Source organism: Staphylococcus sp. 2S1 (assembly GCF_046721335.1).
Taxonomy (GTDB): domain Bacteria; phylum Bacillota; class Bacilli; order Staphylococcales; family Staphylococcaceae; genus Staphylococcus; species Staphylococcus equorum_A.
Map to the genome: position 1 here is coordinate 280,908 of NZ_JBEUUJ010000003.1, position 18,311 is coordinate 299,218.

12 protein-coding genes and 4 pseudogenes are annotated in these 18,311 nt (G+C 33.7%); 6 read left to right on the top strand and 10 right to left on the bottom strand.

Annotated elements, in window-relative coordinates; all coding sequences use genetic code 11:
- Positions 1–144: 144 nt before the first annotated feature.
- The 5 genes and pseudogenes from ABLV90_RS01670 to ABLV90_RS01690 form a co-directional block, all read right to left on the bottom strand.
- The gene (locus ABLV90_RS01670) at positions 145–510 is read right to left on the bottom strand and encodes an alpha/beta hydrolase-fold protein (protein ID WP_427708087.1); all 366 of its coding nucleotides are present in this window, start codon (positions 508–510) and stop codon (positions 145–147) included.
- Positions 452–838, bottom strand: coding sequence for an alpha/beta hydrolase-fold protein (locus tag ABLV90_RS01675; protein WP_427708089.1), 387 nt, complete (start codon positions 836–838; stop codon positions 452–454). The genes ABLV90_RS01670 and ABLV90_RS01675 overlap by 59 nt, the downstream gene beginning before the upstream one ends.
- A 45-nt stretch (positions 839–883) precedes the next feature.
- A pseudogene (locus ABLV90_RS01680) lies at positions 884–1,349 on the bottom strand (hypothetical protein).
- A 157-nt stretch (positions 1,350–1,506) separates the two neighbouring features.
- Positions 1,507–2,682 (bottom strand): M20 family metallopeptidase, encoded by a 1,176-nt coding sequence (locus tag ABLV90_RS01685; protein WP_460872005.1) that lies wholly within the window; start codon positions 2,680–2,682, stop codon positions 1,507–1,509.
- A gap of 400 nt (positions 2,683–3,082) precedes the next feature.
- Positions 3,083–5,609: pseudogene (locus tag ABLV90_RS01690) on the bottom strand (MMPL family transporter).
- A 147-nt stretch (positions 5,610–5,756) separates the two neighbouring features.
- Here ABLV90_RS01690 and ABLV90_RS01695 point away from each other — a divergent pair.
- Positions 5,757–6,308, top strand: coding sequence for a TetR/AcrR family transcriptional regulator (locus tag ABLV90_RS01695; protein WP_069818170.1), 552 nt, complete (start codon positions 5,757–5,759; stop codon positions 6,306–6,308).
- A gap of 73 nt (positions 6,309–6,381) precedes the next feature.
- On the opposite strand, the pseudogene pruA reads toward ABLV90_RS01695, so the two are convergent.
- Positions 6,382–7,927 (bottom strand): annotated as a pseudogene (gene pruA, locus ABLV90_RS01700) (L-glutamate gamma-semialdehyde dehydrogenase).
- A 337-nt stretch (positions 7,928–8,264) separates the two neighbouring features.
- Between pruA and ABLV90_RS01705 the strand changes: the two are divergent.
- Positions 8,265–9,335: an acyltransferase family protein gene (locus ABLV90_RS01705; protein ID WP_427706326.1), complete on the top strand. Its 1,071-nt coding sequence runs from the start codon at positions 8,265–8,267 to the stop codon at positions 9,333–9,335.
- Between the two features lie 182 nt (positions 9,336–9,517).
- Here ABLV90_RS01705 and ABLV90_RS01710 read toward each other — a convergent pair whose 3' ends face one another.
- Positions 9,518–10,135: a DUF4064 domain-containing protein gene (locus tag ABLV90_RS01710; protein ID WP_069833184.1), complete on the bottom strand. Its 618-nt coding sequence runs from the start codon at positions 10,133–10,135 to the stop codon at positions 9,518–9,520.
- A 201-nt stretch (positions 10,136–10,336) separates the two neighbouring features.
- Here ABLV90_RS01710 and ABLV90_RS01715 point away from each other — a divergent pair, with 201 nt between their 5' ends.
- Positions 10,337–12,043: a BCCT family transporter gene (locus ABLV90_RS01715; RefSeq protein ID WP_460872006.1), complete on the top strand. Its 1,707-nt coding sequence runs from the start codon at positions 10,337–10,339 to the stop codon at positions 12,041–12,043.
- A gap of 127 nt (positions 12,044–12,170) precedes the next feature.
- Positions 12,171–12,956: a putative hydro-lyase gene (locus ABLV90_RS01720; protein ID WP_460872007.1), complete on the top strand. Its 786-nt coding sequence runs from the start codon at positions 12,171–12,173 to the stop codon at positions 12,954–12,956.
- A 124-nt stretch (positions 12,957–13,080) separates the two neighbouring features.
- Here ABLV90_RS01720 and ABLV90_RS01725 read toward each other — a convergent pair whose 3' ends face one another.
- From ABLV90_RS01725 to ABLV90_RS01735, 3 genes and pseudogenes are all read right to left on the bottom strand, one after another.
- The gene (locus ABLV90_RS01725) at positions 13,081–14,097 is read right to left on the bottom strand and encodes a PTS sugar transporter subunit IIC (protein ID WP_460872008.1); all 1,017 of its coding nucleotides are present in this window, start codon (positions 14,095–14,097) and stop codon (positions 13,081–13,083) included.
- Positions 14,098–14,492: 395 nt separating this feature from the next.
- Positions 14,493–15,053 carry a sugar O-acetyltransferase gene (locus ABLV90_RS01730; RefSeq protein WP_460872009.1) on the bottom strand — a complete coding sequence of 187 codons (561 nt, stop codon included), beginning with the start codon at positions 15,051–15,053 and terminating at the stop codon, positions 14,493–14,495.
- Positions 15,054–15,117: 64 nt separating this feature from the next.
- A pseudogene (locus tag ABLV90_RS01735) lies at positions 15,118–16,315 on the bottom strand (DUF819 domain-containing protein).
- 160 nt (positions 16,316–16,475) lie between these two features.
- Between ABLV90_RS01735 and ABLV90_RS01740 the strand changes: the two are divergent.
- Together ABLV90_RS01740 and ABLV90_RS01745 are read left to right on the top strand one after the other, a co-directional pair.
- Positions 16,476–17,897, top strand: a complete 1,422-nt coding sequence (locus ABLV90_RS01740; protein ID WP_460872010.1) for an SLC13 family permease — start codon at positions 16,476–16,478, stop codon at positions 17,895–17,897.
- Between the two features lie 141 nt (positions 17,898–18,038).
- On the top strand, positions 18,039–18,245 hold the full coding sequence (locus ABLV90_RS01745; RefSeq protein ID WP_069818160.1) for a hypothetical protein: 207 nt from the start codon (positions 18,039–18,041) through the stop codon (positions 18,243–18,245).
- Positions 18,246–18,311 lie beyond the last annotated feature (66 nt).

An 18,311-nucleotide genomic window follows, 5' to 3' on the forward strand; every position in this document is an offset into this window, starting at 1 on the left:
TAGTGCACGATGATTTCTTTTAAAATTTCTTACACTTTAAATATTATCATTAATTAAACATAAAGGTCAGAATTTACATGCCGTTATTTTGAATTTTCTGATAACTAATGACTATAATTTGTCATATTTTCGTGGGTATATTAACTAAAATAATTTTTTTACCGCTTTATTAAAGTATTTTTTAAAATACATTTTCTGATGTAGCCCTTTACTACTTGTAACGAAGTGAAATGACATTTGTTCAGAAATTAAGAGTTCATTTAAAATGTCTACGCCTTGCTCAGTTTGAGCTAAGATATTGGTATTGATATCTGGATGTTGCTCATCTTCAAGCATGCCAATGTACCAGTAAACATGTTCTTCTGCTTTAATAATATGTTGTTGCTTCATAAATGTTAGAAAGCCTGGATACCATATTGAAGGTGAAATCAGTATATATGTGCCAAAAGCATCAGGTTTCTTGAATAAAGCATAAAGCGCAACTAATCCACCTAGTGACGCCCCCAGCAATACTTATATCCCTACGTTGTTCAGATATATTGAAACATTTTTTTAAATAAGGCAACAATTCATCAGAAATCCATAAGATATAATCATCCGCTGCTTTATAAAATGCTTCATCCTCGACTACATCTTGCCAAGACGCATAAATTGTATCATCATCATTCGGCAGTAACCCCACAAATATGACTTCTCGTTCAATATCCTTAAATAAATCATCGCCATCTTGAACAACAACTAAAGGGTATGGACCAGCGTTACGCTTAAAATATCCTTTAGGTAATTTCACTTTAATATCATGGTGTTGAAACCGAATATTGAAATTTCTTATATTCATAGCAATCAACCCTCTTCCTATTCACCGCTTTGACCTCAGGTGATTTTATAGAAAATTATATAATTCGACATCATTTTCTTTCGCATATTCTAAAGCAAGTATTTCCAAGATATTAATGAGTGTCGGGTTACCTTTAACTTTAATATATTGGAATTTCAAATTATGTTCTTCAGCTTTAATATTTTTTAATTCTGATTCATCTAAATTTTGTTGTACTACATAGGCTTTTCTAAATTTTGCTGTACCAAGCATCTGATTTCACATTGAATTGTGCCGACTTATCATTTAAATCTTTTTGAGTAAGTTTATATCCCGTCATAAACCCACCTGCTTGTCCTACATATAATGGTTTTTTATTTTTAAAGATAACAAAAATACCTTTTTGTTCTTGGACTGCACTTCTACTTTCTTTATCAAATGTAAGTGCCTTTGACTTATCATATTTGAATAATTTTTTTAATGGTTTATTATAATCTTCAAGCAATTCACTTAATTTTTTATCCGCATTCATTTTAATCATCCTTTTTCATTTTTTTATTATTCTATATATACACTTTAATGTGACTACATAAACTACATGTAAAATAAGAATAAAATCATAGGCGCACAAAAATAAAGGTTGTAGCCCAGTATAATAAGCTACAACCTTTATTTGATGTTTTAATAATTTATTTTAAGTAATTGAATACCGTAACGCCTACTGCTTCAGTCGCTACGCGTAATGATTTTTCACTGATATCAAATTTAGGATGGTGATGAGGATGAATGTCATCATTATCAGGGGCAACACCCGCATAAATAAATGTGCTAGGTATAGCTTTAGCATAATATGCAAAATCTTCAGATGGTGGTTGTGCTTCACATCTTTCTATACCTTTAATCGCATCTGTATCAGCGTTTTCAATAGATTCTGCAACAAATTTTGTGAACTCTGGATCATTGTATAATGCGGGGTAATCATCATTATATTCTAATTCGCATGTCACACCAAACATTGCCTCTAAGCCTTCAGTTAAACGTTTAACCTCTTTTTTAATCGTATGTTTGGTATCATCAGTCAAGGCACGTACATCGCCTTCTACTTCAATACTATCTTTAATCACATTAAATTGTCCTTTGCCATCAAATGAACCAATCGTTACGACGCCTGTTTCAAAAGGATTTAAGCGTCTCGAAACAATCGTTTGTAAAGCATTAACAAAATATGCTCCAGCTACTATACTGTCGTTTGCCGTATGTGGTGAAGAACCATGTCCTCCCTGCCCATTCACTTTAAGTTTAAAGAAATCTCTACCTGTTTGTACATTGCCTTCACGGTAATATACATTACCAGATGGCATATGACTCATCACATGGACACCTAATACATGGTCGACTCCATCTAAGACACCATCTTTAATCATCGCTTGTGCACCGCCTGGAGGCACTTCTTCAGCAGGTTGATGAATAACAACAACTTTACCCTTAAATTGATCCTTCAGTTCGATAAGTGTTTCTGCAAGAATTAGCATGTATGCTGTATGTGCATCATGACCACAAGCATGCATCACACCTTCATTTTTTGAAGCAAATGCTAATCCCGTATCCTCTTGAATTGGTAGAGCATCAAAATCAGCACGTATTGCTATCGTCTTACCAGGTTTCCCACTATCGATTGTCACCTTCAAACCATTCGGACCTACATTCGTTTCTACTTCACAATCTTTATCTTTATAAAAATCTTCTATATACTTAGGCGTTTCTTCTTCATGGAAAGATAACTCAGGATATTGATGAAGATAGCGGCGTATCTCAATCATTCGGTTTTCTTTCTCTTTCAATATATCTATTAATTGTTTCACCATGACAATTCCTCCTACATTAAATATATTTAACTTATTTACATTATATACTTTTTGAGTGTAATTTATGTGTTAGACCCTTTGGTAAATGACGTAGATGTGATGCTTCTTTAAATGATGGGAGCATAATCAATATAATCATCAACAATAAAAATATCACCTTTCTGGTATCGATATATTTCATTCTATTTCCATAACGTCAATCTACTTCTCAGCACTAACACAAAGCGTAATCCATCCTTTATGCTCGCTGTTACATTGTTTGGTTCATTAAAAATTAAAAATCCGGCTATACTCTATGCTATTTTATTGATCTTTGGACAACAAAACTGCCAACAAAACCTGAGATTTTGTTGGCAGTAAGTGATGCTCTTAATAATTAAGCACCTTAATATAATTAAACTTATTTTTTATTAATCGTTTTCTCGATTAATTCATTCAACTTGTTAATGTTTTTACTTTGTTGTGCTAACAGTGACATAACGTCTTCATCTTTGTTTTCTGTACTTGATGTTGTATTACGTTCTGTACTGTTATCTACATTATTAGCGTCATTATTATCGCTGTAATAATGCGGTTGTTTTTTACCTGCTTGATAGTCTTCTAATGCTTGATATAAGAAATCTGTCTGCGCCGTTTGTTGCGCAATCTCGTCATATAACATTTTAGTTTTTCTATCAACTGGAATTTCATTGTTATTTTTAGTTGTTGTAGTTGATTGTTGGTGAATGTTGAATGTACGATCATAACTTTCTTTTGATGTGCTGAATTTTTGAGCAGGCATCATACTTTGTAATTCATGACCTTCAATATCTACACTTGGTAAAATTCTGTTTAACCATGCTGGCATATACCACGATGCTTTACCAAACAACTGTGTAAGTGCGGTATCAATAGTAAACGCACGATAAATGCATCGAATAACACACCGAAACCGAGTGCTATACCCATTGATTTAATCATCACGTCATCTTGGAAGACAAATGCGATGAACACACTGAACATAATCAATGCCGCAGCTACCACAACTGGGCCACTTTCTTTAATACCCACTTTGATAGCATGTTCATTGTTTCGTGTCTTACTGTATTCTTCATGAATACGTGACATTAAGAACACTTCATAATCCATTGCGAGACCAAATAACAAACCGATTGTTATCACTGGCAAGAATGCGAGTAATGGTCCTGTAGTATCAACACCAAATAGACCAGACATAAATCCTTCTTGCATAATTAATGTCGTAAAGCCAAGTGTTGCTACTAATGATAATACGAACCCTAGTACTGCTTTCAATGGAATAATGATTGAGCGGAATACTACCATTAATAGAATAAATGCTAGCGCTACGATGACACTCGCAAATAATGGAATTGCTTCATTTAATTTTTGAGACATATCAATGTTGATTACACTTTGACCAGAGACTTCTGTTTTGAAATCATATTTATCTTTTGCATCATCATTATAATCTCTTAAATCATGGACTAAATCATTGGTAGATTGCGCGTTAGGTCCTTTTTCAGGAATTACAGCAACTAAGGCATAATCTTTACTATCACTTAGTTGTGGAGGCGTCGCCATATCTACGTTATCCATATCGTTAATATCTTTTGTCATATCTTGTAAATCTTTTTGTAATGCTTGTGGATCATCTTTCTTATCTTTAACATTCACAAGCATAGCAATTTGGCCATTATAGCCTTCGCCAAATTTGTCAGAAATAATATCATATGCTTTTTTCTGTGTTGTATCTTCCGATTTCATACCATCGTCTGGAATGCCTAAGCGCATATCACTAATTGGAATTGTCGCTACTACTAGAATAATAAGCCCAATTAAGACTGTCGCTAAAGGTTTACCTACAACAAATTTTGACCAAGCTGTATCAACATCGCCTTCAAATTCTGATTTACTTTGTTTAGGCTTTATACTCTTATGGAAAATACTGATTATTGCAGGTAATAATGTTAATGCACTAATTACCGCTACTAATACACTAATCGCTGACGCATAACCCATGACTGCTAAGAAGTCTATGCCAACGAGGGCTAACCCACAAACTGCAATAATTACAGTTACACCAACAAAGATAACAGCGCTACTGCTGTACCTACAGCTAAACCGATAGCTTTAATATGATCCGGTTCTGTCTTCACTATTTGACGATATCTAAATAGTATAAACAGTGCGTAATCTATACCTACTGCAAGTCCAATCATAACAGCTAACGTCAATGTAACGTTTGGAATATCAAACGCGTAAGTAAGTAATGAAATAATACCTACACCCGTACCTAACCCAAGTAATGCACTAATGATTGGCAAACCTGCAGCAATAAATGAGCCAAAAGTAATTAATAGTACGACGAATGCTACGATAATGCCTATTACTTCTGAAGCACCACCAATTTCAGTAGATTCCATGCCTGTACCCATTAATTCAGCTTGCACGTTATGCTTGTCTTCTAATTTTTCAACTTCATCTTTCACATTATCTTTAGAATCTGCTTTTAAAGCTGTAGCAGACACATCATAATTGACATCTGCAAAAGCAGTTGTTTTATCTTTACTTATTTGCTTATTATCATAAGGATCAGAAACATTCTTGATATCATCATCATTGTCTTTGATGTCATTCAATGTGTCTTTGATATCTTTAGTCATGTCTTCCTTAACTATGCCGTTCTCAGAATCGCTTTTAAATACAATCCTTATTTGAGCTTTTTCACTATCCTGGTTAAATTCATCTTCAATTTTTTTGTTAGTATCGAGTGACTCTAAACCATTCATAGTGATGTCATTATCAAATTTAGGTGAACTTATTGTAAGCGGTATAATAATTGCCACGAGTAAAACGACCCATGCAACTACACTCCACCATTTATGTTTTGCAATAAACGAACCTAATTTATACAAAAACTTTGCCAAACTATTGCCTCCTAATTTAATCAACGTTATAGTTTATACATATAGTGTAGATTATTTATATTAACATTTTACAAGCTCAGCCGCATTATAAAAAGAACTAATTATACGAATGTGTCTATTTAAACTACAAAAAAGGAGAAGTGTAGAATGAATGAAAAAGATCTCCGTGTTATTAAAACCAAACGTGCCCTGTCTAAGAGTTTTTATGATCTCTTAGAAAAACAACCCTTTTCAACAATTACTGTAAACCAAATTTGCAATGAAGCTTTGGTACATCGAACAACTTTTTATAAACATTTTTACGATAAATATGACTTACTCATTTATTTAATTACTTATTTAATGAAAGATTATTTTTCAATTGATTTTAAAGAACGTATTAACAATCCATTTACTATTATGGAAAAAACAATAACAGATATCGATGAACTTAACAAAGTTAAAGAAAAGCAAATAGAAGACAAAGATTTTGAACGAACGATTACAAATTATTTCATCCGTGTATTACAAAATGACATTAAAGATAATATGTCACGTATTTCTGTAGATCCAAGTGTTCCAATCGAACTGATTTTTTATGTATATGGCGCAAGTTTATTTGGTTTTATGGAGTGGATGCGCGACCACAATATCAAACGTCCCGCACACGAAATAGATGAAATCTTTCATAAAATGATTAATATCAAAGTAAAGACGTAAAACAATAAATTCACACCAAAAAGCCTCTCACTGCAAAGCAATGAGAGGCTTTTAAATTATTTTATAATTTTAATTAGAACATTTCTGAAGCGACTTTTTGTTCTAAGAAGTTTAATAGATAGTCTGGGCTACCTGTTTTAGCGTCAGTACCTGACATTTTGAAACCACCGAACGGGTGATAGCCAACAACTGCCGCAGTACATCCACGGTTAAGGTACAAATTACCTACATCGTATTCTTCAACTGCATGAATCCAGTTTTCACGATTATTAGTAATTACAGCACCTGTTAAGCCATAATCTGTATCGTTAGCAATGTCTAATAGTTCTTCAAAGTCATTACCTTTAACAAAGCCAACAACTGGGCCAAAGATTTCTTCTTGCATGATTTGGTCTCTTGATTTTAAGTCTGAGATGATTGTAGGTTCAATAAAGTATCCAGTAGTACCATCCGTGCCACCACCGAACTCTAATTTACCTTCTTTACTGCCAATTTCAATATAATTTTTAATTTTGTCGAATTGTTTTTTATTAATAACTGGTCCCATGTTCGTGTTATTCTCAGTATTGCCTAATGTTAAATTCTTAGTTAATTCAACTGATTTTTTCAATACTTCATCATATACATCTTTGTGTACGATTGCACGAGAACATGCTGAACACTTCTGTCCTGAGAAACCAAATGCAGAACTTACAATAGATTCTGCTGCTAAATCAGTGTCGATATCTTTATCAACTACGATTGCATCTTTACCGCCCATTTCAGCAATAACACGTTTTAAGAACTTTTGTCCTTTTTGTACTTTTGCAGCTCTTTCAAAAATTCGAGTACCTGTAGCAAGTGAACCTGTGAAAGTTACAAAATGCGTGTGTACACTATCTACAAGATAGTCACCGATTTCTTTTGGATCGCCTGGTACAAAGTTAACAACACCTTTTGGTAATCCAGCTTCTTCTAAAATTTCAATTAATTTATATGCAGTTAATGGTGTATCTTCTGCTGGTTTTAAAAGTACTGTGTTTCCTGCAACTACTGGCGCTAATGTCGTACCAGCCATAATTGCAAACGGGAAGTTCCATGGTGGAATTGTAACACCAGTACCAATTGGTTTATAGAAGTATTTATTATGTTCTCCTTCTCTATCCAATGTTGGTTTACCGTCCGCTAATTCCATCATTGACCTCGCATAGTATTCAATGAAATCAATACCTTCTGCTTGCGTCACCTACAGCTTCATCCCATGGTTTACCTGCTTCGTAAACCATCACTGCTGAGATTTCTTCTTTACGACGTCTAATAATTGCCGATACTCTAAGTAAAAATTCAGCACGATCTTTGTGTGACCATTTCTTCCATGATTTATAAGCTTCGTTTGCAGACTCAAATGCTTTATCCACATCTGCTTGAGTTGCTTTTGAAACTTCTGCAATAACTTCAGTAGTATTGGCAGGGTTGATAGATTGATACGTATCTTTTGTGAATATTTCTTCCCCATTAATTACTAAAGGAATTTTTTGATTTAATTCACCTTTAACTTTCTTTAAAGCCTCTTTAAATGATTCTACATTTTTACTGTCTGTAAAATCGATACCTGGTTCATTCTGATAATTAACTACCATTTTTCTACCCCCATGTAAGTTTGTAAATAGAAAACACAAATGGAATTATTCCATTCTTGATTTTATTGTATATGTATCACACCACAAATGCAATCGCTTACAATCACTTTTTTTAATTATATCGTATCTAACCTATTTCGCATTATTCCCTAAAATTTGCTATTATATTCATTGAAATTTATTGTTGTTATTGTACAAATAGTAAATGCTAATTTAATAAATTTTATTCTAATATTTACACTGAATTCTCATTACGTATGTTACTATTTAAACTTGAATATAATCATATCAATATTTATTTCAAAAATAAAAGAACAATCGAGAGGTTAAGCTATTTATGAAAACATATACGTCTGTTATTTTTTGGATGCGTACTATAGCTTGTTTAAGTATTGTTCTCATTCATTCGATTACAACCACGTTTTCCAAGATGGATTTTGTGGGACATGGCACTGCCATTAGAATATTTCAATTATTGCTAATGTTTAGTACGCCATTATTTGTATTCATTTCAGAATTTTTATTAGCGAAAAATTATCAGGTTAAAACAAAACCTGGTTTCTTTAAAAACAAATTGATTTATTTAGGTATCCCATATATCGTGGTTAATCTAGCTATCTCATATTTCTATTTTGAACCTGAGACATTAGAAGATTACTTTGGACATGTTTCAAATACGATGTTTCACGGTGGCGCTGTGACATACTTTATTGTAATTATTTTCCAATTCTATATACTACACATTCTCTTTGCTAAATACATCATCAAATGGAAGCCTATTCCTGTAATTATTGGTGCAACCATATTCGCCACATTGTATTGGGCATTTAGAGAATTTGTACCCCCATCAGAAAATCCAATTTTAGGATTGTTTTGGGGAAGAGAAGGTTGGATGCTCTTTTTAGGTTGGATTAGTTATTTCTTACTTGGTTTTTACACAGGCATATATTATGAGTCTCTCATGAAGAATATTAAAAAATATACTTGGCTTATTGTTTTTGGCACAATCTTGTCAGCGGGTATATTAATTAGTAACTATTTATTCGGTGTTAGTACTTGGGTAGAATCTAAACGCTTTGATATACCATTTTATGTCACAATGGTGATCTTGCTATTTTTCTTATTCTCATCCTATGTAAAATATGTACCAAAATTCGTATTATTTATAAGTAACTACTCATTCTGTATATATTTAGTTCATTACTTCTTTGTCCATGATTTAGGTTTATTGAGAGCGGATAGTTCATTAAGAAACATTGCTTTCACTTTCATCCTCACAGTTACAATATCAGTTTGTTTAGCATATGTATTCAACTTATTCAAACTCGGAAAATTTATGGTAGGTGGTATTGGACACATCAATTATGACAAAGTATATGAAAGTTATAAACACGGCAAAATGGACTAGTAAACTAACAAATTATAATGAAAAATTATATATCAAATACAATAATTAAAAGAGGACTAGCTGATTGTAAAATACAGCTAGTCCTCTTTCTTTATTTTATTATTCATAGGGTTACCGTTCATCAACTTACGTTCACCATGAAAGTATCCTATTTAATTACTTAAACTGACTTTGTTCCATTTTTATTTATCTTTACGATCTTGGCGACGTTGATACGTATGTTCACCAGAAGTCGATGCTTCTTCTTTATCATCGCCTAGTTCCCCTTGCTCTGTAAAGTCTCTGTCATCAGAATGTTGTTCAGGTGATTCATCTTTTAATTCAGCATTTCGCTCTTGATAATGATTGTCTGTATTGCTTCTATTATTTGAATGATTAACACCTTCATAGTTTGGTTTATGGGCTTTTCTTACTAATAATAAAATACCGGCTACTAACCACAATAATGCGGTAATCCAATTAAATGTAAATACTGTAACAATTGCAATTAATATCAGTACTACACCTGATACCTTAGGAATTTTATTGATTAATAATGCAAATATAATTGCGATAATTGTACATACGATAACGGCTCCTAAAGCTATAATAAACAAACTACTCGCCATCTCTAATAATTGTGACGGTGTCATTTGACTTGATAACTGGTTAAATTCTTGACTATTATTCATTGATTGTATGAGTGAGTCTTTCACACTCGCATCATTTAAAAATGGCGTTACGATAGCCATTAAAAATATTAAGATAAACTGTAAGATAATGCCTACCCAGGTTAATATTTTTTCCACAGTTCTTTTCATAATTTTCCTCCTCAGGAATTTACTTCTTGCTTCATTGATTCTATACCCCACACAAATAACGTTATGCAATTATATGACTGCTCAATCTATTCTATTGTATTTAAACCTTAAAACAAACAAATTTAGCCCAATGAATATCAAGATAATAATAGGGGTATCTAATTATTACCTAAATAAACAAAGGAATGATTAAAAAACGCCATGAATAATAAACATAAAAGAAAAACAAAAAATCGTAATTTGGTCTATATTATCTCAGTAGCTATCATTTTATTCATCACTTTAGTTGTCGGTATTTTCCCAAAGGGGTTTGGAACATACGCACAACAAGTTTATGACTACATATCAAATTCTTTCGGATGGTTATTCTTAGTTATTATTTTTATTTTAGATATCTTTTTAATAGCGCTAGCTGTATCGCGTTACGGACGCTTTAAATTAGGTAAAGATGATGAAGAACCTGAGTTTTCTATGCATTCTTGGATTGGGATGTTATTTTCAGCAGGCTTAGGTGTAGGGATTGTCTTTTGGGGCGTGGCTGAACCATTAAGTCATTATTTACATTCTCCCTTCCCAGGTACGGTCGCAGATGAGTCCGCCGAGTCTGCAAGAGTAGCAATGGGTTATACATTCTTCCATTGGGGGATTTCACAATGGTCTATATTCGCAATTGCCGGACTCACCGTTGCTTATTTCCAATTCAGAAAAAACCGTGACGGACTCATTTCAACAGCAATGGAGCCTGTATTTGGCGAAGCATATAAGCGCCCTTACAGAAACATCATCGATATTTTAGCTATTATTGCGACAGTGATGGGTATCGCAACTTCAATAGGATTAGGTATTATGCAAATTAGCGGCGGGTTAGAACATGTCTTCAACGTACCTAATAATAATATTACTAAAATCACAATTACTGTTTTAATGGTAGCTATTTTCTTAACTTCGGCAGTAACTGGTTTAAATAGAGGCGTGAAATGGCTAAGTAACATAAATATAGGCTTAGGTGCCTTACTCCTTATCTTTATGTTCATTTTTGGTGATTTAAAATTTATTTTCGAATCATACACTTTAGCAATTGGTGATTATTTGCGCCATTTTATTGAATATAGTTTACGTATTAGCCCATACACTGGAGACAATGGTCGGATTCAACAATGGACAGTCTTCTATTGGGCATGGGTGATTTCATGGTCGCCATTTATCGGTGGATTCGTTGCGCGCGTTTCACGGGGACGTACGATAAGAGAATTTATCGTTGGCGTACTCATTATTCCACCACTAATTTCATTTACTTGGATTGCTGGTTTTGGGGGCACCGCAGTTAAAATCGCACTCAACGAGAATGATAATATTGCTAACGTTGTAGATCAAGACTATACCGTAGCCTTGTTTGAATTATTGTCTAAATTCCCTCTTGCTGACATTACGAGTGCTTTAGCAATCGCACTGATATTTATATTTATTGTCACAAGTGCTGATTCAACAACACATATTGTCTCGGGCATGGCAACAGGTGGCATAGCAAATCCTAAGACGAAACACAAAATAATTTGGGGCGTTTTAATCGGGGCAATTTCAGTATCTATGACAATTGTCGGTGGATTAACAAGTTTACAAACTGCCTCTGTCGTCACTGGGCTCCCGTTCTCTATTATCTTACTCTTAATGATTGTGTCACTGATGCGTGCGTTACGTAGAGAACCAACGAAACATTTTAAAATGACACATATAGATGATGACAAAGATTATTCAATTCCACTAGAACAGCGTGAAGATGAGAATACTAGCGATTCAAAAGATGATTCAGTAAATGATAAACAAAGCACTATTAGTAATGATAAAGAAACTGAATCAAACAAAGAACATAGAAAAGATAAAAAACACGAAAATAATAACGACAAATAAAATGATCCCCCTTCATTCTCTAACTAATGGAGGGGAATTTTTATAAACTTGGAATATACATATATTTAACTGTTATGACTTATTTTTGCTAAACTAACGATAAGTCTTAAATTAAGGGGATGGTTTTATGAATTTAGATAATATACAACCACATAAATTAAGAGAAATGATTAGTAATGGCGAGCTTACTGATCCTACAAGTGGTATGGCTAAAGGTTACGTACAAGCTAATGTCGTTATTCTACCTTCAAGCTATGCATATGATTTTTTAAGGTTTTGTTTTAGAAATCCGAAAACATGTCCACTTTTAGATGTATCAGAAAAAGGTTCTACCACATTTCCTTTCTACGGAAAATTTGCAGATATTAGCACAGAAGTGGCAGAATACCGCGTCTATCGTTATGGAGAACTTGTTGAATCACCAACAAATGTCACACATCTATTTAATGATGATATGGTTAGCTTTTTAATCGGTTGTAGTTTCACCTTTGAACATGCGTTATTAGAAGCCGGCATTCCGATTCGACATATAGAAGAAGAGCACAACGTACCTATGTTCATCACTGATATACCCGCAGAACCAAGTGGCGAATTCACAGGTAATATCACTGTAAGCATGCGCCCGATGACAATGCGACAAGCCATTAAAGCAACTGAAATTACTTCGCGTTTTAAAAATATGCATGGGACTCCACTACATATTGGTGACCCGTCTAAAATAGGTATTGATAATATTACAAAACCTGATTTTGGAGAACCTGCCACAATAAAAGAAAATGAAGTTCCTGTCTTTTGGGGATGTGGTGTGACACCACAATCTATCGCTCTAGATGCGAAGCCAGAATTGATGATAACCCACGCACCAGGACATATGTTTATTACAGATATACTTAATAGTCAAATCAGTGATTAATAACTAGTTAGTTATTACTGATTCAAATATCTCAAAAATAAATGGACGTTTAGATTTCATTTGAAAAATCTAAACGTCCTTTATTCATCAATATTTTATAGTTCAACGCATTACAGCGTATGTTTTAACGGGATTCTATATCCTCTTGCGTTACAATTGGATAATTTTTGAAAATTTTAGAACATACATAGCCTACAATTAGACCAATAACAGCGATAATTGAGCCATAAATGAAAATTTTCAATGGATCATTAAATCCAAACATGACTAAGAAACCAGCTAGTGGTGTTGCCGTACCAGTTGCATCATTTATCATTCCAGAAGAAGCGATAACCGCACCTGCCAATGCACCACCTATAAAATTCGCAGTATATATTGGAACGGGATTCGCCGATACAATATCTGCTTGAGATAGCGGTTCAATACAAACAGCAATTCTTGATTTACGATCACCTAATTTCAATTTATTAAACATTGTGCCGTTAATAAATGATGATGAGAAAGAAACCATAGCGACAATTGCCATTGGCATACCAGTCAGACCAAGTAATGCCGTTAAAGCCATAGAACTTAACGGTGCTGTTCCTACTACTGTAATAACACCACCAAGAATAATTCCCATAATAATTGGGTTGATTTCTGTAGAACTTTGAATGATGTCACCTATTTTTAACAATGAATTATTTACTAATGGGGTAATACCCGTCGCAACTAATCTTGCTAATGGCGCAATAATTAAAATACCTACAATCAAATCTATACCATCTGGTACTTTTCTTTCCGCATATTTCATTAGATAACCAACAACATACCCAGCTACGAAACCAGGTATTAAATCTAGCCCTCCACATGACGCGACTATAACTAAAGCATATACAGGTGAAACACCGATAGCTAATGCTACAAGTCCAGCTGCAGCTACACCGCCAAGACCTCCAGCAAGATCGCCAAGTTCACCTAAAAATTTAATACCTAATAGGTCGCCACCTACGTATTTATGAAATGCCTCAACTAAGAATGTTGCTATTGCGGCATTTGCTAAAGCACCCATTGCACGCATACCCATAGGTGCTCGATATGTAAACAGTGTAAATAACGCTAATACTACAACTAAAAACAAAGTTCCAATTAATATATCCATCTTTGAAATGCCTCTTTCCTTTTCTTGAAGTAGTTATGTTTTGTGTGGAAATAATTGTTTCAATTCTAACTATAAGCGGATTTATCGATTCCTTTCTAAAAATCAGATTCATCTATCTTATATATTAATCTACAATTATACTACTTACCTTTTCACTCACATTTTTATATCTTAACACATTTCACTATTATATTCCGAACAATTTTATTATTTTAAATTTAAGCCCCGCGGAATATTTTTCTACATTATTTTAATTTGTTTTTTAATATTACACGATTTAATGATAATGACTATTGTAGATTATTTTTATATTTCATGATTATTTACACTATGTACAAGAAAAAAGCGATGGTAACATCCATTACGTAATGAATGCTATCATCGCTTTTTATCTATTAATTATCTATTTTACTGATAGGTTTAGTCGGTGACCCGACTGCTACTACATTTTCTGGAATATCCTTAGCCACAAGACTATCTGCCCCAATGACTGCTCCATCACCAATCGTAACACCTGGTAAAACTACAACATTGGCCTCTAGCCACACATGATTTCCAATAGTAATTGGCAATGCTTGCTCTAATCCTGAATTTCTTTGTTGATATTGAAGAGGATGGACAGCCGTGTAAAGTCCGCATTTAGGACCTATAAAGACATGATTTCCAATGAAAATCTTTCCGCCATCCATAAAATAACAATCATGATTTACAAATACGTTATTTCCTAAAAAAACATTATAGCCATAATCTACTTGAAATGGACTTAATATTTCTAAATTATCTGGCTTATCATTGAGTAAGTCAGTTAAAATTGCATTGCGTTTTTCTGAATTGCTCGGCTTTGTGTGGTTTAATTCAAAGCAAAGATCTTTCGCTTTATTTCTTTCAACATCCAAAGCTTCATCAAAGTTAGCGTCATACCATTCACCTGCTAACATCTTTTCTTTTTCACTCATACATTTACCCCTCCCTCACTAAATTTCGTCAAATACACCTACGTATTCTAGCACCTTTTACAATTTATCCCAGTTGGATAAGTAATTGATACATTATTGTTCCGAGCATAATTACCTATTACATAACCCAATGTACCAATAATAAGTATCGGTCCCACTAAACCAGACCAGCCTTTTCCAATAGCTAATGCTGCTGCAGTAGTAGGTCCTCCCGCAGTTGCATTACTTGCTAACAATATTTCTTCAATTTTAAATTTAAAGAGCTTACCTAAAATAAGACTTAAACCTAAATTGAAAATCAAAATAATAATGACAAAAACAAACAACAATGGTGCAGTTGTAATAATTGTAGCAAATGAAGCCGGTGTACCAATGACTACAAAGAATATATAAATAAGGAAAGTGCCGATTTCTGATGCACCTGCTAACTTCTCAAAGAAATCTCCCCAGATAGCAACAACGATTAATGTCAATGTTGTTAATAATAAATATGAATCACCAAAGAAAGATACAATAATTGTTAATATGAGATTACTTTTAGGTACCCATAGTTGTATCAATTCTGCTATTTTGAAACTAACTGCCACAAGCGCAATCGCACTTGCCATTGAAAATGCAATATCTAATAATTGAATTTTTTTCGGTTGCCAAAATGACTGATGTGTCTCAGGTGTCGTTTCAGTTTTATAATTAGTAGTAAAATGTTTTTTTATCCAAGGCATTGATGGAAGGGCTATAAGTAATATGAAATACAGTGCCATAACACTGTTATCAGCAACTACTGTCGAAGAAACCATGTCTCCAGGTGTTTGAAATTTAGAACTCAAAGCTGCAAAATTCACGCCACCACCAATGTAACTTCCAGTCATCATGGCACCTATTTTAGAAAGATAAGGTATCCATTGATTTAAAGTAAGAAATGCGACCACTGTACCTATCATTGTCCCTACTGAAGCAATCATGAAAATGAATAATAATCGTCTACTTTCTTTCCATATCTTTAAAATATTTGAACTGAATAATAATAATGGAATAGAAAGTGGCACGATAAAATCCCTTACCGTGTCATACACTGGTGAACTCGTTGGTATCACTTTAAAGTTTGATAAGAGCATTGCCCCCACCAGTGCTATAATTGCTCCTGAAATTGTACTTGCCCACTTGTATCGCTGTTCTAGGAATAAACTAACTGTTGCCCAAACTATAATAATAGCCCATAACGTCCACGTGTCATCTTTAGCTATAAGTGCACCTAATACCATGAACTTCCCCCTTGAAATAAATTTTTATTTTAAGATATTAAATACATTTTAACAGCATTTTTCATTAATTTTTATAATTTTCTGAAAAAATACATTGTTTTGCTCTTTTTAAATTGATATTCTTGCAACTGTAGACAATAACAAGGGGGGATTTTTGCATATGAAAGAAAAAATTGGTTTAATCTTAGGACCATCACTTTTCATCATTTTTTATTTTATACCTAGTATTACAGGTTTAGCGGATGAACCACGTGCTGTTCTTGCAGTCACACTTTTTGTGGCTACATGGTGGATTACAGAAGCAATTCCCATACCTGCTACATCACTCATTCCACTGATATTACTACCTTTGAGTGGTGGTACAAATGAACAAGTAGTCGCGAGTGCTTATGCTGATCCAATCGTATTTATGTATATGGGCGGCTTTATTATCGCACTGGCAATTGAAAAATGGAATTTACATAAACGAATTGCTATGACCATCATTTCTTTGATGGGTTCAAATAGTAATCGTATTATTTTAGGTACAATGATTGCAACTGCATTTATTTCAATGTGGATTTCCAATGCGGCAACTGCACTCATGATGTTGCCAATTGCTTTAGCATTAATAAAAGAAATTAAAGATGCACAATTCCTCAAACCAGAATCAGCGCACAAATTCGGGAAAGCATTATTATTAACTGTCGCTTATTCTGCATCTATCGGCGGCTTAGCAACGCTTATTGGTTCAGTACCAAATGCAGTTTTCGCAGCCATCGCTTCCTCTACTTTAAATAGAGAAGTGTCCTTTGCGCAATGGATGTTATTCGCCTTACCATTAACAATTATATTGTTAATCATTTTATACTTATTAATGACAAAATGGTTATTTAAAATTGAAGACTCCGATAAAATATCTTCAGATTTTGCAAAGAAAGCTTTACATGATTTAGGTCCGATGAGTTTAGAGGAAAAATTAACAGGTATTGTTTTCCTTTTCGTTAGTATCTTGTGGATTGGTGGCGGTCTCTTGCCTGCTTCCTTAAACTTATCAGACACAGTTATAGCAATGTTAGGTGCTGTGTTACTCTTCCTTATTCCCGCTAAGTCATCTAATGGCGCGTTACTCGTATGGAATGACATGAGTAAACTACCATGGGGGATATTGTTATTGTTCGGTGGTGGCTTATCCTTAGCTGCTGCATTTGAAGATTCAGGACTGACAAAATGGTTTGGTGGTATGTTAGGTTTCGTCGAACCTTTACCATTAATTCTTGTTGTTATCGTATTGACGACAGCTATTTTATTCTTAACAGAAGTGATGTCTAATACAGCTGTTTCTAATATGTTAATGCCAATCAGTATTGGTTTAGCCGCAACAATTAGCCAAGACCCATTTATTATTATGGGAATTGTCGCAGTATCCTCAACCTGCGCATTTATGTTGCCAATTTCAACACCACCAAATGTTGCTGTATTTAGTTCTGATGAATTAGAAATGCAAGACATGGTTAAAGCTGGATTTATTTTAAACATGTGTGCAATTGTTATCATCTCGCTATTCGTATATTTCTGGTTACCTATTGTATTCGGTTTATAAATTATAAATAGACGTTACTTAATAGTTTGTAACGTCGTGATACATCTAAGGTATGATATAATTTCGATACTAGGGACGCATGTCACAAAGTACAAAACGGTATAGAATAAGTATATAAACTTATAGAAGGAGTCATTTATTATGAAGACAATCATTAAAGGGGCCATCGCAGTATTACTGATATTAGGCGTAGTTAAAACATTCCAAGACCATGACGTACAAGCAGAAGTAGTTAATTATTATAACCAAGCTAAAAATGGTGAATTGCTTCAAAGTATAGAAAGTGTGAATTTCGATTCATTAAAGCACTTACAATTAGATGATCTTATCCCTTCTGATTTCTTTTAAAGTTTATCAACTTTCTTCTAGATAATTACAGAACAAACGTTATCTGATATGTCGGGTGTCAATCTT